Source organism: Streptomyces sp. NPDC055749, from assembly GCF_053617235.1.
Genome location: NZ_JBSHFH010000016.1, coordinates 76,215 through 95,426, shown reverse-complemented (window position 1 = coordinate 95,426; position 19,212 = coordinate 76,215). Strand labels below are relative to the sequence as shown.

Genomic DNA, 19,212 nt, shown 5'->3' with positions numbered 1-19,212 from the left:
TACGCAGAGCGGCCCGGCGGCGCTCAGGCCCGGCTTCGCGGGCTGGGCTCGTCAGAGGCTCGGTACGAGGGCCTGTTCGGTCCAGATGGTCTTACCCCGAGCGCCGTAGCGGCAGCCCCAGCGGGTCGTGAGCGAGGCGATCAGGAACAGGCCGCGACCCCCCTCGTCAGTGCTGAGGGCCCTGCGCAGACGGGGCTGGGTGTTGCTGGGGTCCGAGACCTCGCACACCAGAACCCGGTCACGGATCAGCCGCAGGGCGACAGGTCCTCCCGCGTAACGGATGGCGTTGGTGACGAGCTCGCTGACGATCAGTTCGGTGGCGAACATCAACTCCTCAAGGCCCCAGGCCATCAGCTGGGCGTTGACGTCGGCGCGGGCGTCGTGCACGGCCGCCGGGTCGGCGGGGTACTCCCACATCACCGTGTCCTGCTCGGCCACGGCCCGGATGCGGGCGAGCAGCAGGGTGACGTCATCGTCCGGGTGCTCCGCGGTGGGGTGACTGCCGATCAGTTCGGCCCCGATCTCGTCGAGGGACCGGCCCGCCGCCGCCAGCCGGCCGAGCGTTTCGAGCAGAGCGGCCTCACCGTCGCCGGAGTCCTTGGCGCGACGGACGAGGCCGTCGGTGTAGAGGGCGAGAACGCTGCCGACCGGCAGCGTCGTACTGAGCACCTCGAAGGGGTTGTCGCCGACACCCAGCGTCGGCCCCGGGACCACAGGAAGGTAGTCGACCCTGCCGTCGGGAAGGACGAGGGCAGGCGGCGGATGCCCTGCGCTGGCCATCTGGCACACACCCGTGACGGGGTCGTAGACGGCGAACAGGCAGGAGGCGCCGACCGTGTCGGGTTCCTGGGACTCGCCCTCCATGCGTTGCACCAGATCGTCGAGGCGGGTGAGGAGCTCGTCGGGCGGGAGGTCGAGGTCGGCGAGGGTCTGTACGGCGGTACGGAGCCGGGCCATGGTGGCCGTGGCCTGCAGTCCGTGGCCGATGACATCGCCGACGACCAGCGCGATCCGCAGCGACGACAGGGGGAACGCGTCGAACCAGTCCCCGCCGACGCTGACGCTGCCGCTCGCCGGCAGATACGCGCCGGCGGTCTCGGCGGCGGCGGTCTCGGTGGCCGCAGGCGGCAGCAGGCTCTCCTGGAGCACGACGGCGGTCCGGTGTTCGCGGGTGAACCGGAAGGCGTTGTCAATGGCCAGAGCCGTGCGGTAACACAGGTCCTGCATGAGCTTGATGTCGGCGTCGTCGAAAGGCAACGGATTGTCGGTGCGGTACACCATGGCGTACCCGAAGAACCGGCCGTGGTGGTAGAGCGGGCAGCCCAGTGATCCGCGCATGCCCTCCGGCATGAAACGCCTGATCAGCTCGGGGTCATGGCCGAGGATCCCACGGGACTGTTCGGCGTTCGCGACGAGCACCTCTCCGACGACCGTGGCTGCGATCTCAGGGGTCTCGGGAATGAGTGGGATGGGCTCTCCCAACTGCACGAGCGGGGCGGGCCATGTGCCGTCGGCGGACTTGGTGGCGACACGACGCGGGGCAGAACCTTCTTGTCCCGGGTAGCCCGGTGACGGGTCACGCCCCTGCAGTACGTCGTCGGGAAAGTCGACGAAGGCGAGGTCGCCGAGGGCCGGTACGAGTACGGCGACCAGGTCGCGGGCGCTGTGCTTCACGTCGAGTGAGCCCCCGATCTCGAACGCGCTCCGGTACGCCGAGGAGAGCCGCTGCTGGGCCCGGTACCGCTCGGTGACCTCGATGGCGGCAACGGCGATGCCGACGGGAGTTCCCAGCGGGTCGGTGACCCGGATACAGGTGAGGGACAGCATCCGGTCCGACCCGGGCTCACCGAACGGGTACTCGGCCGCGATGACGGGCGTCCCGGTATCGGCCACCCGGCTCGTGAACTCCCGCACGGTCCCGTGGATCCCGCCGCCCGGCAGCTCCCGCAGCCAGTCGTCTCCGGCACCATCGGGGCGCAGTACGTCGTAGGCGGCGTTGTTACGGACCACCCGCAGGCCCATGTCGTACTCGGCAACGGCGATGTCCTCCTGGCCGAGCACAGCACGAGCGAGCGCGGAGTCCTGGTCCCAGCCCCCACCGGCACCCGGTGGCGCACCCACCACGAGCGTTCCGCCGGAGTGGTCCGAGTCCAGCAGCCGGACATCGGCCTCGACCAGCCGGCCGGAACTGTGCCGCAGCCGCAGACGGCGGACACGGCGGATCTCACCGCGGGGCTCGACGGCCGAGCGGGGCCCGAGAAGGTGACGTGCGGGCTTTCCCGTCACCTGGTCGCTCGTCCAGCCAAGGAGTTCCGAGGCGGCGCGCGACCACCAGCGGATGCGGGCCCGGTCATCCAGGAGGGCTGCCGCGACACCGTCCAGTCCGGCACCCGTTACCTGGTCGTCGCGGCCGACCTGGTCGTCGCGGCCGGGAGATGTCACTTCGATCGTCTCCATGGTGGGAAGGGGACCCAGTGCAGTGCCATACCTTTCCCCAGCCAGGATGCGCCCTCGCGGGGTACCGGGCACGTCGGGCGGCCGGCGCCATGGGCGTACCACGCTCCCGGCTCTGCCCGGTGTGGCGCGAGTGGTGCCGGCCGGCCGGACAGCGGTGCTTCGGCCGTGAGGCACCTGGGTGGCTGTGAGGGAGGCACCTGGGTGGCTGTGATGTCCGATCGGCGCGGAGCAGGCAGAATTGCCTTGAGAGCTCCGCCCACCCGCGACCGAGTGCGCGCGGTCGGTCCGCGCGCGCCTGAAAAGGGGGCCTGGTGTCATCCGACCGGCCGGGGGAAGAGCATGCTCCTGGTCCGCTGTGGTCGGAGCCGGGCACCCTGCTGGAGCATGTGGCCGTGGCCGTGCTGGGCATCGATGGCGACGACCGGATCTGTTACTGGGGACCGGGCGCGCAGCGACTCTTCGGCTACCCGGCCGCGGACGTCCTGTCCAGGCCCGCCGCCGACCTCTTTCCCGCAGCTCCGCAGGACGGTACGAGCGCCGCCGAGCGACTCGCGGAGCGCGGCCGGACCCTGGGCTACTGGCGGGTGAGGATGCCCGCCCTGCACCGGGACGGAACCGTCTTCGACTGTGGCTTCCGGGTCTTTCCCGTGACGGGCGAGCACGGCCGTTCCGTCGTCGTCGGCCTGGCAAGCGGCAGCGACGAACTCGACCGGGTGAAGACCAACCTCGCCTTCCTCGACGCGCTCTTCGAGACGTGCCCCATCGGCCTCGTCATGCTCGACGAGGACCTGCGTTACGTCCACCTCAACCAGGCCCTCGCCGACATGGACGGCGTCCCGATCGAGGACCACATCGGGCGGCCCATGACCGACATCATGCTCACCTCGGACGACGGCGAGTACCGGCGCCTGCTGCGCGCCGTCGCCGACGAGGGCCGGCCCGTCGTGAGCGCCCTGATCGGCCTCCGCACTCCCGGACACCCCGACCGGGACCAGGTGCGTTCCGTGAGCTTCTTCCCCCTGAGCCAGGCCGTGGACACACGGCCCGGACTGGGCGGGCTGCTCGTGGACGTCACCGATCGCGAGCAGGCGATCGTGGAAGCAACCGCCGCGCGGCAGCGCCTGGCTCTCCTCGACCGGGCCGCCGCCCGGATCGGCACCACCCTGGACGTGAACGTCACCGCCCGTGAGCTGGTCGACGCGGCCGTTCCGGAGTTCTCCGACGCGTCGGTCGTCGAGGTCGTGGAGTGGGCGGACGAGCGTGAGGTGTTCGACCCGGATGCTCCGCTGATCACCCGCAGGATCGCCTCCGGAACCAGCCTTCCCCCTCCGGCCACCGAGCTCGTGAGCGGTCTGGCGAGGGTCACCTACCCGCCGGGTTCCACGATCCACGAGATGATCCGCACGGGCGGCCCCGTGTGCGTCCCTGTCAACGACGAGTTCATGACGCGCACCGTCATCCACCAGGCCCGCGTCCGACTGCTTCTCGACAGCGGCCTGACCTGTCTGCTCCTCGCTCCTCTCATCGCGCGGGGCACGGTGCAGGGCGTCGCCATGTTCGGCCGCTCCGCCGCCCGCCCCGTCTTCACCGAACAAGACCTCAGCCTGGCCGGCGAACTCGCCTCCCGCGCCGCGCTCTGTCTGGACAATGCCCGCCTCTACAGCCGCGTCCAGGACATCGCGCTCACCCTCCAACGCGCCCTGCTCCCGACCGCCCTGACGGCCGGTCCGTATGTGCGGATCGCCCACAGGTACCTGCCCGGCAGCCACATCAGCGAGGTCGGAGGCGACTGGTACGACGCGATCGAGCTGCCGGGCGGCCGGGTGGCGCTCGTCGTGGGCGACGTGGTGGGACACGGCGTACCGGCGGCTGCGGCGATGGGCAGACTACGTATCACCGCCAAGGCCCTGGCCCGCCAGAACCTGGAACCGAACGCCGTTCTCGAGGAACTCGACGTGTGCGCGCAGGAATCCGGGATCGAGCTCGCGACCTGCCTCTACATCCGCTACGACCCCGCGACCGGCGAAGCCCGCATCGCGAACGCGGGCCACCCCCCGCCTCTGGTCCGGCACCCCGACGGCACGGTCAAGGTCATCGACGAGGTCCTCGGGGTTCCCCTCGGCGTCGGAGGCTTCCCGTTTCTTACGACCGACATCGAACTCCCGGAGGGCGCCACTCTGGCCCTGTACACCGACGGTCTTGTGGAAGCGGGCAGAGACATCAGCGAGGGCATCGAGGCGCTCCGATCCCAACTCGTCCGATCCACAGGGGGGCTGGAGGCGACCGCGGAGGAAATCCTGGCGACCATGCTGCCGTCCGCGCCCACCGACGACACGGTGATCGTCCTCGCCCAGGTAAGCCGGTCATCGCCGCATCCGGACGGGGCGAGCCGGTGGGGTGTTTGACGAGTTCGTGGGCTGACAACAGCCTCTAGGACTCCAGAGCCGCAGTGAAGCGCGCCGCCAACGCCGCTACCGCCGCCCGGAGTTCGGGCCCGCCCTCGACGCGGAAACCGAACGGCATCCTCGCCAGCCACTCCTGCGCGTACCACGCCGGGTCGCTCGTACTTCCGATCAGCACGCACCCGCCGCCCGACTCCTCCAGCCGTCCCATGGGGGGCTCGACCCACTGGGCCACTTCGGACAGCGGGGCGTCGAGCACTACTCGGGTGGGGTACTCCCGGCCCGTGCCCAGGTTCTCCTCCAGCACCGCCACCGGGTCGAGGTCGTCGGGCGGGTCGAACGCGCGGTTCGTCCGGTGGACCTCGCCGATCCGGTCCACCCGGTACGTGCGGATCGCGTCCGCGCGGTGCGAGCGGCACAGGAGGTACCAGCGCCTTTGGCGGACGATCACTGCCCAGGGGTCCACCTCTCCCTCCGACTCCCTCCCCGACTCGCTCAGGTACACCACCCGCACGCTCCGTCGGACCGCGGACGCGGTGACCAGCGCGCTGGTGATGGCAGGATCGGGCCGGGCCGAGCGCGGGTCGGGCGCGGACGACGCATGGTCGCGCAGCATCGCCGCCTGCCGGCCGACGTTCTCCGGCAGCGCTCGGATGACCTTGCTCAGCGCATCTCCCACGAGCTCGTCGGCGTTGTCGAGCGCCGCCATGACCAGCGCCAGTGCCTCCGGTTCGGTGAAGACGACCGGCGGCAGCCTCGTCCCGCGTCCCAGCCGGTACCCGCCGTACGGGCCCCGGGTCGACTCGACCGGGATGCCCGCCTCCCGGAGGATCCCGATGTACCGGCGCGCGGCCCGCTCCGTGACACCCAGCGAAGCGGCGAGCTCGTTCGCCGTCGCCCCGGGGCGGGTCCGGAGGATTTCCATGGTGCGCAGAGCCCGTGCGGTGGGGCTGATATCGGTCGGCACACGAGCAGATTAGGTGGTCGCTTCCTGTACCGGAAGCCGATTGTCCGGAACCGGTCATAGCGTGAAGTGCGATCCAACCGCACGGAGGAGGGAACCGATCGTGAGAGAGGGAGTCACGTTGTCCGACGATGCCGTACCCACCGGCCGTCGGTCCGCGGCGGTCGCCGGCGGACGGCCTCGCGTGCTGGTCATCGGCGGCAGGCTCAAGCACGTACGCAAAGCCCGGGAGCTCGGCCTGGACGTGGTGCACGCCCAGTTCCCGGACGAGTACGACCGCGGGCACTGGCCCTACGTCGCTCAGGCGCTGCTGCTCGACTACGGCGACACGGAACGGCTCCTGCCGCTGGTCCGGGCGTTGCACGAGGCGTACCCGTTCCAGGCCGCCGTGTCGCTGTTCGAACTCGGGCTGCTGCCTGCGGCGCGGATCAACGAGGCGCTCGGTCTCGGCGGCGAGTCCGTCGCCACCGTGGAGCTGCTGCTGGACAAGTGGCGGATGCGCAGGCACCTGGCGGCGAAGGGCATCAGCCCGGTGGCCTCCGCGGTCGGCCGTTCCGCGCAGGACGTTCGCGAGTTCGTATCCGCGTACGGGCTTCCGGTCATCGTCAAGCCGATCCGCGAATCGGGCAGCCTGGGGGTGTTCCGCATCCGCGACCGAGCCGATGTGGAAGTCGTCGCCGAACGGTTCCGGTCCCTCGACGACAGGCACTGGGCCGCCAAGGACCTGTCCCGTGCCGATTCCTTCGACGAGTTCCTCATGGAGGAGTTCCTGGACGGTCCGGAGATCAGCGTGGAGACCCTGACCTTCGACGGCCGGCATGTGGTCGTCGCGGTGACCGACAAGGAGTGCGTGGGCCCCGGATTCGTCGAGATCGGACATGCACAGCCCAGCGGTTGCTCTGCGGAGGCACTGCGCGAGGTCACGCGATTGGTGACGGACTTCCTCGACGCGGTGGGGCTGCGCAACGGTCCGGGGCACACCGAGGTCAAGCTGACCTCGCGCGGCCCGCGGATCGTCGAGTCGCACAACCGCGTCGGCGGTGACCGGATCAACGAGCTGGCCGAGATCACGTACGGCGTCGATATGGAGCGTTACGCGCTGGGCGCCGCGTTCGGCGTGGTGGAGCCGTTGACCGCGTCGCCCGAACCTCGGGGCGGAGCAGCCGTACGGTTCCTCACGCGGGAGCCCGGACGGGTCGTGGAGGTGACCGGCGTCGACGCCGTGCGCGCGGACCCGTCTCTCGTCGACCTCCAGTTGGAGGTGCGGCCGGGCGACGAGGTACCACAGCTGACGTGGAACGAGGACAAGGTCGGTCACGTCATCGCCCGCGGCGCCACCGCCACCGAAGCGATCGCCCACGGCAGGCGGCTGGCCGCGGCGATACATGTGCGCACCGAGCCCGTCGCGTGAGCAGCGCGCCGCCGGAGGTCGACGAGCAGCGATTCCGCGACGCGCTGCGCGGCCTGCCCGTCCGGGTGTGGATCATCAGCCTCGGCATCCTGGTCAACCAGGTCGGCAACTTCCTGCCCGTGTTCATCGTGCTGTACCTGACCGAGCGCGGCTACTCCGCCGGTGCCGCGGGGTTGGTGCTGGGCGTGTCCGGGGTGGGCAAGGTGCTCGGGAACGCCGTCGGCGGCCACCTCGCCGACAGGATCGGCCGGCGATGGACCATCGTGCTGTCCGCGGTGACCACCGCCGGGCCGACGGCGCTCGTGCCGTTCCTCGGGCCGCTCCCGCTCATCGTCGCTGTGGTCGGGCTGATCGGCGTGACGTCGCAGATCTACCGGCCGGCCGCCGCCGCCCTGCTGGTCGACGCCGTCACGACCAACCAGCAACGGCTGGCCGCCTTCGGGGTGTTCCGGTTCGCGATGAACGTGGGCGCGGCCCTGGGCGGTGTCATGGGCGGTGTGCTGGCCGGAGCCTCCTATGCGGTGCTCTTCCTGGGAAATGCTGCCGCGTGCCTGCTGTTCGGCGTGGTCGTGGCGATGCTGCTGCGGGACGCGCCCAAGTCGCGGTCCGTCCCGGACGACGCGGACGCGCAGGCGGACCGGGCGGTGGGATACCGGCAGGTGCTTGCCGACCGCACCCTGGTGCGGTTCCTGCTGATGACCGTGGTCGCCGAGTTCGTCTACATCCAGTCCACGGTCGGCCTGCCCCTGCACGTCAGCGACGTGGGTCTGAGCCCGGGCGACTTCGGTCTCCTCATCGGGCTCAACGGTCTGCTGGTGTTGGTGCTGGAGCTGCCCATCACGGGCGCGGTCGCCCGGTTCCGACCGGAGTACGTACTGGCCGTCGGCAACCTGGTCACGGGTGTCGGTCTTGCGCTGACCGGGTTCATGAGCAGCATGGTCCTGCTGTCGGTGACGGTGCTGATATGGACGCTGGGCGAGATGATGACGAGCACCATCTCGCAGGCCTACCTGGGAAGTCTGGCTCCGCCGCACATGGTCGGGCGCTACCAGGGCTTGCACGGCGTCGCGTACGCGACCGGTACGGGCGCCGGGCCGCTGATCGGCGGCGCCGTGTACGCGATCGGCCCGTGGGCGCTGTGGGCCCTGATCGGTGCGGCGGGACTGCTGTCGGCCCAGCTCGGCCTGGAGCGCCGCCGCGCGAAGCCGCACTGAACGAACCGGATTCCTGATTACGTTGCACACGTCCGGGCTGCCCCTGCTGGAAGCGACAGATGCCGTGAACAGGGTGGCGCCCCGTACCAGCCCCGGATCGAACTATGTCAGTGCCTGGTGACAGGATCCGAGGGTGCTGATCAAGGGATACGACGACGGCCCGCTGGTGGCGGGCGAGTCGCTGCTGGCCCGTCTGGGCTTCTGGTCGAACTACCTTCTGGCGATGTGCAGTGACGGGGCATGTGCCGAGCGGCCGTCTCCGGAGTGGTTCGGCGATGACGGTGCCGATTCCGATGCCATGTCCGAGGTCCTCTTCGATCCCGAACAGTGGCCGACGTTCCGGGTGCCGGCCGAAGACGGTCCCGGAGCTGTGGTGATCTACCGCAACCTGGTCGGCGACTACGGCACCGACTACCTCCTCACCCACCCGGACAGGAGCTGCGCCCAGCAGATCGCCGGCTGGGAAGGAGACTTCTCGGGGACTGGCCTGACGTGGCACGAGCTGGTCGGCATCGCCGACAGCCCTTCCGCCGCGGCCGAAGGCGTCCAGGACAGAGCCGCCCGCCTGCTGCTGCTCCTTCCCCTCCTTACCGATCCGGACCTGCCGGAGGCGGCCCGGGCAAGGCTCATCGCCGCCCTGACTGCGGTCGGCGCGCCGCAGGACACGGCCTCCACCACGGCGGAGCACCTGCTTGCCCACCTGGAGAGAAGGTCCCGACATGACCCCGCGTGGGAGTCTCCCCTGAGCGGCAGCTGAACGGCAGGCCGACCCTCAGGCCACCCGATGGAATGATCTTGGTATGCCTGGCGTGAGAGAGCCCTCTTCGTCAGACGCGAGTGGTGTGCCGGTCCAGGACGGCCCGTAGCCGGTCGAGGTCCCCGGGCTCATGCACGCCCCGCTTGGGCAGGACATCGAGGCACATGATGTTGGGATCCCGGCTGAGCAGGACGAAGTGACCGGCCGTCTCCCGGTAGCCCTGGAAGACGGACCACTTCTGGACCAACGTGCTGTGGTCGTTGCGGCAGGTGATCCCGGCCGGCGACACGGTGGCGCGGTACTCGCCCTGCCATCCGACGATCTTCTGCACCTGGGCGGCCTGTAGCCGCGGGTACCCCCACACCACCAGGACCACCAACAAGAACAGAACCGTCGAGACCACGTCGACACTCCCGCGGCGCGCGGCGGAGAGCAGCCAATGCCCTACCCACAGTGCGAGGAACACGCCCCTCAGCAACAGCCCGGTCCGCTTGATCCGCTCGCGAACCCGCAGACCGACCAGTGTGTCGGCGGACTGAGGCCGGTACACCAGCTGGACGGCTGTCTGCTCGTCAAGGGCACCGTCAGCGCTTTCCGCGCTGTTGCTGATGCCTTCGGCGCTACGGCCCTCGGCCATGATCCCTCCCCGGTACGAAGACCTGCGGATCCTACCGAACCCCAGTTCCGGGGCGGACGGCCGTCGTGGCGGGGGAGGTGGCGATCGAGAAGGCCGCGCGGTCGGTTGGTCCCGTCCCGGCCCCGTATCAGAACGGCATGCGCCAGCGGGCGCGACGACCGGCCGAGCCGCTGCGCCCGACGGCCTTCGAACTGCTGCGGAATGGCTTGCTGAATATGCGGCCCAGGACACCCGGTGCCTTGCCTCCCGTGCGAGAGCCCAGGCCCAGCGTGCGCTGGGTGCCGCGCTCGGGATGGCGGGAGAGCTTCGGGACGAAGAAGGCAAGTACGGCCAGGACAACGCAGACAACGACTATGGCAACAATGATCATGGGATCTCCTTGTGTAGCGGTGCAACGGTCGCCTGCCCGTCATGCGGCCTTCCAACCCCTTGCCGCATTTCGACCGCCGTCCCACGCTTCAGCGGACGTACGCGCGAGCCTTCCTACTTGGCGTCCTGGCGGCGCACCATCTCGGTGATCCAGACGGGCGCGTACGGAGACGTGCAGCCCGGGGACGTCGGATAGTCCTTGAGTACCTCAAGCCGCTTGCCGATGGCGAGGGCACGGGAGCGGTGCTCGGCGTGCTCGATGCCGATCTGGGCCAGGCAGTGGTTCATCGCCCACTGCAGGCGGTCCGGGGCGTCCTTCATCTCCGCCTCGATGACGTCGAGCAGTTCTACGAGGTCGAGATCCTCGGGCTTCTTAGCCACGCGTTCGGTGGTCAACGCCCAGCCGGCGCTTGCCACCACTGGATCCGGATCGGCGGACCAGGCCGTACGCAGGTCTTCGGAGTGCGGGTTCTTCTTCACCACGTAGTTCACGAGCCAGTCGTGCACCTTCGGTGTGCGTGCCTCGCGCACCATGACGTCCAACTCGTCGCGCTCGAACGCTTTCGGGCGGCAGATCAGGATCGCCAGCAGTCGCGCCGCGGTGTCGTCCTTCTCCCATAGCCGGCGCGCGAGTTCCTGCTGCGTCTTCAGCCGCTTCGCGAGCGCGCGCAGCTTGCTGAGGTTCACACCGTGATCGTCACCGTGCTTCTCGTTCACCATGCGGATCTTCGGGTCTTCGAGCGCGGCCAGCTCGGTCATCACCTCGGCGACCATCGTCTCGGTCGGGGTCGTCTCGGCCACCTGGGTCTCCTGTCCATCACGTACGCGATTCAGCCTACGACTGCGGCGGTGGAATGGTGCGGGCAGGTTGCGGCCGGGCGGCCGAAGACGTGGCCGTGACGGGAACGAGGGGTTTCATCCGGCTTAACGGGATACTGCGGAATCGAAAATGCAGCTCGATTATCGCCGATGCTCTCCGAAGTGCCGTGAATTCATTGCCGGAGATCATGTCCCGCAGTTACGCTGAGGCCGCTTCGCCGAGTGGCGCAGCCGCTGCCGAAGCGTCCTGGGGAGGGCGCTGATCGCAGGCGTCCGGGGGGTGCGGAAAAATTGGGGCAGGGCGTCGCCGTGTGGAGAAATGATTCCCGGTGCGCGCGGAGCGGCATGTGCTGTCCGTGTCGCAATTCTCCTGAGAAGGCGACCTGAAGCCCGTCGCCGACCCATTGTCTCGGCGCCCCCGGAATCCGTATGACGAAAAGTGAGGAATACCCGTGCGACGCATGACCTCCATTCTGCTGTCTCTGAGCGCCCTCCTGGCGGCCTCCGCGTTGACCGCACCCGTTGCCGGAGCCGCCCCGCAGGCCGACCGGCCGGGCGCCGTGCCCAGCGGGTGGGAGGCGGTGGACGGCGCCGAACTGGCGCGGATCACCGGGGAGACCAGCCCCCTGCGAGCCCCGTCCGCCGAGGGTGACAGTGCCTCCGCCACCGCCACGGCCGAGGAGCCCGAGCTCATAGCTCTGCAGTCGGCCCGCAACGGGCAGTTCGTCGCCACCGAGGTGAACTACGGCGCCCCGAACACCGGTGTGCTGCGGGCTCGTTCCGCGGACATCGGCGGCTCCTGGGAGAGCTTCGCCTTCGAGTGGGACGAGGCGACAGCGACGTACGCCCTGAGATCCCTGGCGAACAACCGCTACGTGGCGGTCGAGAAGAACTTCACCGGCAGCGCGCAGAACGTACTGCGTGCCCGTTCCACGAGTGTGAGCGGCTGGGAGCGGTTCATCGTCTTCTACAACGCCGAACTGGACCGCTGGGCACTGCAGTCCACGCTGAACGGGCTCTTCGTCGCCATGGAGAACAACTACACCGGCTCGCTCCAGTACGCGCTGCGCGCCCGCTCCACCGACATCACCGGCGCCTGGGAGGAGTTCGTCCTCTACGACCTCGGCGCCTGACGCCTGTCCGGCCTCCGGCGCGGCTCCGGGGACCGAGCAACTGGGTCCCCGGAGCTGCCGCGGGTCCGCCGGCATCCACCCGCAGGGACATGACTGCGGTCGCAGTGGTGGGCAGTGGTCCCTAGGGTGGGATATGGGGGGAATCCGATCGGCTGGGCTGAGAGGAGTGGTCATCATGGCCGGCCGAAGCCGAAACGAAGTCGAGACGGAAATCAAGGAAACGCTGGGACTCGTTCCGCATTTCTTCTCGCAGATCCCCGACGACCTGCTGGACCACGAGTGGGAGATCTTCAAGAAGATCGAGCTCGGCGAGACCCTCATTCCGAACAAGTACAAGGAACTGATGGGCGTCGCACTGCACTCCGAGACGAAATGCCGTTACTGCACGCTCTTCCACACGGAGGCCGCGAAGCTGTTCGGTGCCACGGACGAAGAGATCCAGGAAGCAGTTCACTACGCGAAGAACAGTCTCGGCTGGAGCGCCTACATCAACGGCATGCGCGAGGACTACGACGACTTCGCTCAGGAACTGGGGCAGATCAAGGAATACCTGGCGTCGAAGGGCTGAATCATGCAACTTGAGTGGGCGCGGCCGGGTGTGCTGCGCGCGACTGCTCACGCTCTCGAGTTCGCCGCCCTGGTTGCAGCAGCCCGATTCGTGGCCGAGTCCGCCCCGGCCGAGATCCCCGGGGAGGCACTGGACCAGCTCCGGCAGATCCTCGACGAATACGATGCGCAGACGGCCCGCCTGCGGAACGGCCCGCCTCCCCCGGACGCCGCGTGACAAGGCCGTTGGGGTGCACGGTCGGCGTGGACAGGCCGCCGGCGCCACTCCCCCGGGCCGGACAGCTCACTCCCCGGGAGAGCAGGACGGGCACAGCCCGCGATAGGTGACCTCGGCCTTGGACACCGTAAAACCGAACCGCCCGTCCGCCGCGAGGCCGGCCAGCGGATCGCCGGTCGGGTGGACGTCCCGGATGATGCCGCAGCCCGAGCACACCAGGTGCTGGTGCGGCTGGTGCGCGTTGGGGTCGTAGCGCTTCGCGCGGCCGTCGGTGGAGAACTCCACGACCTCGCCGAGGGCGACCAGTTCGCCCAGCGCGTTGTAGACGGTTGCCCTGGAGATCTCGGGCAGCCGCCGCACCGCACGCGCGTGCACCTCGTCGGCGGTGAGATGCACATGATCGCCGTCGAGAACCTCCGCAACGACACGCCGCTGAGAGGTCATCCGCCACCCACGCCCTCGCAGTCGCTCCAGCAGGCCGCTCATATCGGTTCACCTATTCAGGTTCGGCGGGAAACGGGATTGGTGCACTTCTTGACTTGGACTCTGTCCATCGTAGGATCGGTTACGGCAATAGCCAAGGGACAGGTTGACTCCAGTACGACAGGAGACGGACGTGACGGGGCCTGTGACCACCACGAGGCCGCGGCGATCGTTGCCGGGGCGCGCGGGCGCGTGCACCGCGGCTCCCCGCGCAGCGATGGCGTCGGCTGTACGTTCCGGGAGACCCCCTGCCTCCATGTCGGGCGACGCCTCCACCGCCCGCAGTTCCTGAGCAATGTGATCCGCCCGTCCGGAAGGATTCCCATGTCTGAGAACCACGACGCAATCGTCACCGACGCGAAAACGGAGGGCGAGGGCGGCTGCCCGGTCGCACACGGGCGCGCCCCCCACCCGACCCAGGGTGGCGGAAACCGCCAGTGGTGGCCGGAGCGGCTCAACCTGAAGATCCTCGCCAAGAACCCTGCCGTGGCCAACCCCCTCGGCGAGGACTTCGACTACGCCGAGGCGTTCAAGACCCTCGACCTCCCGGCCGTGAAGCGGGACATCGCCGAGGTGCTCACGACCTCCCAGGACTGGTGGCCCGCCGACTTCGGCAACTACGGCCCGTTCATGATCAGGATGGCGTGGCACAGCGCGGGCACCTACCGGATCAGCGACGGCCGTGGCGGTGCCGGAGCCGGACAGCAGCGCTTCGCGCCCCTCAACAGCTGGCCGGACAACGGGAACCTCGACAAGGCCCGCCGTCTGCTGTGGCCGGTCAAGAAGAAGTACGGCAAGAACATCTCGTGGGCCGACCTCATGATCCTGACCGGCAACGTCGCCCTGGAGACGATGGGCTTCGAGACCTTCGGCTTCGCCGGTGGCCGCGCCGACGTCTGGGAGCCCGACGAGGACGTGTACTGGGGTCCCGAGACCACCTGGCTCGGCGACGAGCGCTACACGGGCGACCGTGAGCTGGAGAACCCCCTCGGCGCGGTCCAGATGGGCCTCATCTACGTCAACCCGGAAGGCCCCAACGGCACCCCGGACCCACTGGCCGCGGCCCGCGACATCCGTGAGACCTTCCGTCGCATGGCGATGAACGACGAGGAGACGGTCGCCCTCATCGCGGGCGGTCACACCTTCGGCAAGACCCACGGCGCCGGCCCGGCGGAGAGCGTCGGCGCCGACCCCGAAGCCGCCCCGCTGGAGGAGCAGGGCCTCGGCTGGAGGAACTCCTTCGGCACCGGCAAGGGCGGTGACGCGATCACCAGCGGCCTCGAAGGCATCTGGACGAACACCCCGACCGCCTGGGACAACACCTTCTTCGACATCCTGTTCGGCTACGAGTGGGAGCTGTTCAAGAGCCCGGCCGGTGCGCACCAGTGGCGGCCGAAGGACAACGCGGGGGCGGGTACGGTCCCCGACGCCCACGACGCGTCGAAGAGCCACGCTCCCACCATGCTGACGACCGACCTCTCGCTCCGTATCGACCCGGCGTACGAGCAGATTTCGCGCCGCTTCCACGAGAACCCCGCCGAGTTCGCGGACGCTTTCGCACGGGCGTGGTTCAAGCTGACCCACCGCGACATGGGCCCGCTCGTGCGCTACCTCGGCCCGGAGGTTCCGAGCGAGACGCTGCTGTGGCAGGACCCGCTCCCAGCTGTGTCGTACGAGCTCATCGACGCCGCCGACATCGCCTCGCTCAAGAGCCGGATCCTCGCCTCCGACCTGTCGGTGTCCCAGCTCGTGTCCACCGCGTGGGCGTCGGCCTCGTCCTTCCGCGGCAGCGACAAGCGCGGCGGTGCCAACGGTGCGCGCATCCGCCTCCAGCCGCAGAGCGGGTGGGAGGTCAACAACCCCGACCAGCTGGCGACCGTGCTGCGCACGCTCGAAGGGATCCAGGAGTCGTTCAACTCCGCCCAGTCCGGCGGCAAGCAGGTCTCGCTGGCCGACCTGATCGTGCTCGCCGGTGCCGCGGGTGTCGAGCAGGCCGCCAAGGACGGTGGCTTCGCCGTCGAGGTCCCCTTCGCACCGGGCCGCGTGGACACGTCGCAGGAGCAGACCGACGTGGAATCGTTCGCGGCACTGGAGCCGACCGCCGACGGGTTCCGCAACTACCTCGGCAAGGGCAACCGTCTGCCGGCCGAGTTCCTGCTGATCGACAGGGCGAACCTGCTGAACCTCAGCGCCCCGGAACTGACCGTCCTCGTCGGTGGCCTCCGCGTCCTGGGCGCCAACTACGGGGACTCGCCGCTCGGCCGCCTCACCACGACCCCCGGGTCCCTGACCAACGACTTCTTCGTCAACCTGCTCGACCTGGGCACGACGTGGAAGTCGACGTCCGAGGACGCGAACACGTTCGAGGGCCGCGACGCGGCCACGGGCGACGTCAAGTGGACCGGCAGCCGTACCGACCTCGTCTTCGGGTCGAACTCCGAGCTGCGCGCGCTCGCGGAGGTCTACGCGAGCGACGACGCGAAGGAGAAGTTCGTGAAGGACTTCGTCGCGGCGTGGGACAAGGTGATGAACCTCGACCGGTTCGACCTCGTCTGAGTCGTCCGACTCGTCCGCTCATGACGTCCGGGCCGGCCACCATCGGCCGGCCCGGACGCCCTGGGCCGACGCGGCCGCCCTTCCACGCCCGCATCCCGACATGCCGGATGCGCCCACCGGCGCGGGGGGCCACCCTGGAACCATGGCCATACAACCGATCATCGTCCACGCACCCACCCCGTCCGGCGGCCGGATCGTGACCGTTCACTCCAAGGGCCGCCACGAACGCATCGGCCTCGCCCACAGTGACCACGACGTCATCGAGTTTCTCGCCGATGCCGGACTTTCGGACCCGGAGCGCGTGCTCGACAACCCCGCCGTCGTCAAGTGGCAGGGCACCGAAGCGCACAGCTACAAGGCCGCCTGACCGCGCCGTCAGGGCTTGCGAACTCCCGTCGCCGTCGCCAGAGCCGCGGCGACCAGCGAGCTCGCGGCCAGCGCCAGGAAGAGCGCGTCGTATCCGCCGAGTGGGCCGGCGAGGGCGGTGCCGGCCCACGGAGCGAGGGCGGCGGCGAGCGAGGCGGGGGCTGTGAGGAGGGCGGAGAGACGGCCGTAGTGGGTGGTGCCCCAGCGGTCGGTGACGGCCGTGGCCTGGAGGAGGGTCAGGTTGCCGCGTACGACTCCGGCGAGGACGGAGAGCACCACGAGCAGCGGGATCGGGCCGGGGACGAGGGCAAGAGCGGCTGTCGTGGCGCCGCCGAGCGTGATCAGGGTGGCGGTGCGGGTGGTCACTGAGGTGCGGGCGGCGAGGCTCGCGTAGAGGGTACGGCCGAGGGTCTGGCCCGCGCCGCCGAGGCCGAGGGCCCACGCTGCGGCGGTTGTGCTCGCACCGCGTTCCTGAAGGAGGGGGACCAGGCCGATGACGACCGCGTACATGGCGAAGCCGGACAGGGTGAGGACGGCGGCCAGCACGAGGAACGGGCGGCTGCGGACCACGGGTGTACCGCCGGTGACGCTCGGTGCCGGTTCCGCCGGGGGCCATGGCGCGCGCAGGGCGAGCGCGTGCGCCGGGATCGTCACGGCGGCGAGGATCACTGCGAGGACGAGGTAGGTGGCGCGCCAGCTGAGGTTTTCGGCGAGGGCCGCGGTCAGCGGGGCGAATACCGTGCTGGCGAGGCCGCCGGCGAGTGTGACGATCGTCAGCGCGCGGATGCGGTCCGGTCCCCACCAGCGGGTGAGGGCGGCGAACGCGGGCGGGTAGAGAGTGGCGGCCATCGCGACCCCCGCGAGCAGCCAACCGGCCGCGAAGCAGGCCAGATTGGGGGCTGCGGCGATCAGCAGGAGGGCCAGGGTGCCGAGCACGGAGCCCGTGGTCATCACGGCGCGCGGACCTCGGCGGTCCAGGACTCGTCCGACGGGGATGCCGACTGCCGCGGAGACGAGCAGAGCGGCGGAGAAGGCCGCTGTCGTGGCGGTCGGGGACCACGCGGTGTCAGCGGTGATACGGGAGTTGAGGACGGGGAAGGCGTAGTAGACGACGCCCCAGCTGGTGATCTGGGTGACGCAGAGGGCGGGCAGCACGCCGCGTGGCCGCGGCCGGACACCTGTCCCGGTCGCGGCCACATCGGCCTGGGTCCGTGGCACGTCCGTCAGCAGCCGCCGGAGGTCGCCGGGGTTCCGGTGCCGATCTGGATCGTGGTGGGGGCGGCGCAGCAGCCGCCGCCGTCGCCCTGGTCGGCAGCGACCACGGCCTCGGGCTCGTCGAAGAGGCCCGCGCCGCCACAGACGCCCGTCTCGGGCAGGACGAGTTCGACGCGTTCGGCGGCTGCCTGGTCTCCGGCGAGTGCGGCGGCGATGGAGCGGACCTGCTCGTAGCCGGTCATCGCGAGGAAGGTGGGGGCGCGGCCGTAGGACTTCATGCCGACGAGGTAGACGTCCCGCTCCGGGTGGGAGAGCTCGTTGACGCCGTGCGGGTAGACGGTGCCGCACGAGTGCTGGTTCGGGTCGATGAGCGGGGCGAGCCCGGTGGGCGCCTGGAGGCGCTCGTCGAGACCGAGGCGCAGCTCGGCGAGGAAGGAGAGGTCCGGGCGCAGGCCGGTGAGGACGATGACCTGGTCGACCGGGTCCAGGCGGCGCCCGTCCTCGGCGACCAGGACCAGCCGCTCGCCCTCCTGCTTCACGGCGTCGGTACGGAAGCCGGTGACCGCGTCCGCGAATCCGTCGTCGACGGCCGCCTTGGCGGCGAGACCGAGGGCGCCCCGGGCGGGCAGCTGGTCGGCGGTGCCGCCGCCGAACGTGGAACCGGTGACGCCGCGACGCAGAATCCACACCGCGTGCGTGTCCCCCGCCTCCTCCGTCCTGGCGAGGTCGGCCAGGGCGGCCAGCGCGGTGAAGGCCGAGGCTCCGGAGCCGATGACCGCGGTACGCCTGCCCGCGTAACGAGCGCGGACGGCAGGGTCCTTGAGGTCCGGGATGCGGTACGAGATCCGGTCGGCCGCCGCCTTCTCGCCGAGCGCCGGGAGGCCGTCGCCCCCGATGGGGCCGGGGGTGGACCAGGTGCCGGACGCGTCGATGACGGCGCGGGCGGTGATCCGCTCCTCACGGGCGTCGGCGTTCCGCACGTGGACGGTGAACGGCTGCCCCTCGCGGTCGGCGTCCACGACCCGGTCGCGGCCGAGGCGGGAGACACCGGTCACGGTGGCGCCGTAGCGGACTTTGTCGCCGAGGACGTCGGCGAGTGGCTGGAGGTACTTCTCGGCCCAGTCCGCCCCGGAGGGGTAGGTCGCGCCGTCCGGGGCGGACCATCCGGTGGGCGCCAGCAGCTTCTCGGCGGCCGGGTCCACGACCTCGGACCAGGTGGAGAACAGCCGCACATGCCCCCACTCACGTACGGCGCTGCCCGCGGCGGACCCGGCTTCCAGGACCAGCGGCTCGATGCCGCGCTCGACGAGGTGCGCCGCGGCGGCAAGACCGGCCGGGCCGGCGCCGATGACCACGACGGGAAGATGCTGCTCGCTCATGACGGGTGTTCTCCTCAACGCGGGACGGGTCGGCGGGGCCGAGGACGAGCACGAACCCTCTACTTCGACATCCGTCAATATCTCCTGACGCCTGAAGCCTCCCACCTGCATCGACAACTGTCAACATAGACATGTATCGAATTCATGAGGTGGGTACCGAACCCTTCAACCTCCGCCCACAGTCGGCCACTTCCTTAAACGTCGGCTGCGCGACGCCTGCTGTTCGCCCTGGTGCCACCCGCACCCCCTCGGCATCGGCAAGCATC

Annotated in this window: 17 protein-coding genes; 9 read left to right on the top strand and 8 right to left on the bottom strand. The window is 69.9% G+C overall.

Features of this window, described 5'->3' with window-relative positions:
- Window positions 1-51: 51 nt before the first annotated feature.
- Entirely contained in the window at window positions 52-2,457 is a 2,406-nt protein-coding gene (locus ACWGO0_RS14965) for a SpoIIE family protein phosphatase (RefSeq protein ID WP_453533596.1), read from the bottom strand.
- 311 nt (window positions 2,458-2,768) lie between these two features.
- On the opposite strand from ACWGO0_RS14965, the gene ACWGO0_RS14960 reads away from it, so the two are divergent.
- Window positions 2,769-4,862 carry a SpoIIE family protein phosphatase gene (locus ACWGO0_RS14960; protein ID WP_453533593.1) on the top strand — a complete coding sequence of 698 codons (2,094 nt, stop codon included), beginning with the start codon at window positions 2,769-2,771 and terminating at the stop codon, window positions 4,860-4,862.
- A gap of 25 nt (window positions 4,863-4,887) precedes the next feature.
- Here the strand turns inward: ACWGO0_RS14960 and ACWGO0_RS14955 are convergent, their stop codons facing one another.
- On the bottom strand, window positions 4,888-5,826 hold the full coding sequence (locus tag ACWGO0_RS14955) for a helix-turn-helix transcriptional regulator (protein ID WP_453533590.1): 939 nt from the start codon (window positions 5,824-5,826) through the stop codon (window positions 4,888-4,890).
- Between the two features lie 100 nt (window positions 5,827-5,926).
- Here ACWGO0_RS14955 and ACWGO0_RS14950 point away from each other — a divergent pair, with 100 nt between their 5' ends.
- The 3 genes from ACWGO0_RS14950 to ACWGO0_RS14940 all read left to right on the top strand — a co-directional run bounded on the left by ACWGO0_RS14950 (window position 5,927) and on the right by ACWGO0_RS14940 (window position 9,205).
- Entirely contained in the window at window positions 5,927-7,234 is a 1,308-nt protein-coding gene (locus ACWGO0_RS14950; RefSeq protein WP_453533587.1) for an ATP-grasp domain-containing protein, read from the top strand.
- A complete protein-coding gene (locus tag ACWGO0_RS14945) occupies window positions 7,231-8,448 on the top strand; it encodes an MFS transporter (RefSeq protein WP_453533584.1) in 1,218 nt (405 codons plus the stop codon). Before ACWGO0_RS14950 ends, ACWGO0_RS14945 begins: the two co-directional genes overlap by 4 nt.
- 133 nt (window positions 8,449-8,581) lie before the next feature.
- On the top strand, window positions 8,582-9,205 hold the full coding sequence (locus ACWGO0_RS14940) for a hypothetical protein (protein ID WP_453533581.1): 624 nt from the start codon (window positions 8,582-8,584) through the stop codon (window positions 9,203-9,205).
- 70 nt (window positions 9,206-9,275) lie between these two features.
- Here ACWGO0_RS14940 and ACWGO0_RS14935 read toward each other — a convergent pair whose 3' ends face one another.
- The 3 genes from ACWGO0_RS14935 to ACWGO0_RS14925 all read right to left on the bottom strand — a co-directional run bounded on the left by ACWGO0_RS14935 (window position 9,276) and on the right by ACWGO0_RS14925 (window position 10,985).
- The gene (locus tag ACWGO0_RS14935; protein ID WP_453533578.1) at window positions 9,276-9,842 is read right to left on the bottom strand and encodes a YcxB family protein; all 567 of its coding nucleotides are present in this window, start codon (window positions 9,840-9,842) and stop codon (window positions 9,276-9,278) included.
- Between the two features lie 127 nt (window positions 9,843-9,969).
- Complete coding sequence (locus ACWGO0_RS14930) at window positions 9,970-10,212, bottom strand: DUF6411 family protein (RefSeq protein WP_453533576.1); 243 nt, start codon at window positions 10,210-10,212, stop codon at window positions 9,970-9,972.
- 113 nt (window positions 10,213-10,325) lie between these two features.
- Complete coding sequence (locus tag ACWGO0_RS14925) at window positions 10,326-10,985, bottom strand: DNA alkylation repair protein (RefSeq protein WP_453533746.1); 660 nt, start codon at window positions 10,983-10,985, stop codon at window positions 10,326-10,328.
- Window positions 10,986-11,491: 506 nt separating this feature from the next.
- Here ACWGO0_RS14925 and ACWGO0_RS14920 point away from each other — a divergent pair.
- The 3 genes from ACWGO0_RS14920 (at window position 11,492) to ACWGO0_RS14910 (ending at window position 12,947) form a co-directional block, all read left to right on the top strand.
- Complete coding sequence (locus ACWGO0_RS14920; protein WP_453533573.1) at window positions 11,492-12,163, top strand: fascin domain-containing protein; 672 nt, start codon at window positions 11,492-11,494, stop codon at window positions 12,161-12,163.
- A 175-nt stretch (window positions 12,164-12,338) separates the two neighbouring features.
- The gene (locus ACWGO0_RS14915) at window positions 12,339-12,731 is read left to right on the top strand and encodes a carboxymuconolactone decarboxylase family protein (RefSeq protein ID WP_453533570.1); all 393 of its coding nucleotides are present in this window, start codon (window positions 12,339-12,341) and stop codon (window positions 12,729-12,731) included.
- A gap of 3 nt (window positions 12,732-12,734) precedes the next feature.
- Window positions 12,735-12,947 (top strand): hypothetical protein, encoded by a 213-nt coding sequence (locus tag ACWGO0_RS14910; protein ID WP_453533567.1) that lies wholly within the window; start codon window positions 12,735-12,737, stop codon window positions 12,945-12,947.
- Window positions 12,948-13,013: 66 nt separating this feature from the next.
- Here the strand turns inward: ACWGO0_RS14910 and ACWGO0_RS14905 are convergent, their stop codons facing one another.
- A complete protein-coding gene (locus ACWGO0_RS14905) occupies window positions 13,014-13,433 on the bottom strand; it encodes a Fur family transcriptional regulator (protein ID WP_453533564.1) in 420 nt (139 codons plus the stop codon).
- Window positions 13,434-13,754: 321 nt separating this feature from the next.
- Here ACWGO0_RS14905 and katG point away from each other — a divergent pair, with 321 nt between their 5' ends.
- Together katG and ACWGO0_RS14895 are read left to right on the top strand one after the other, a co-directional pair.
- Window positions 13,755-15,986, top strand: a complete 2,232-nt coding sequence (gene katG, locus ACWGO0_RS14900; RefSeq protein WP_453533561.1) for a catalase/peroxidase HPI — start codon at window positions 13,755-13,757, stop codon at window positions 15,984-15,986.
- Window positions 15,987-16,128: 142 nt separating this feature from the next.
- Entirely contained in the window at window positions 16,129-16,353 is a 225-nt protein-coding gene (locus ACWGO0_RS14895; protein ID WP_453533559.1) for a hypothetical protein, read from the top strand.
- An 8-nt stretch (window positions 16,354-16,361) separates the two neighbouring features.
- Here ACWGO0_RS14895 and ACWGO0_RS14890 read toward each other — a convergent pair whose 3' ends face one another.
- Window positions 16,362-17,579 (bottom strand): MFS transporter, encoded by a 1,218-nt coding sequence (locus ACWGO0_RS14890; RefSeq protein WP_453533743.1) that lies wholly within the window; start codon window positions 17,577-17,579, stop codon window positions 16,362-16,364.
- Window positions 17,576-18,946: an NAD(P)-binding domain-containing protein gene (locus ACWGO0_RS14885; protein ID WP_453533557.1), complete on the bottom strand. Its 1,371-nt coding sequence runs from the start codon at window positions 18,944-18,946 to the stop codon at window positions 17,576-17,578. Before ACWGO0_RS14885 ends, ACWGO0_RS14890 begins: the two co-directional genes overlap by 4 nt.
- Between the last annotated feature and the right edge of the window lie 266 nt (window positions 18,947-19,212).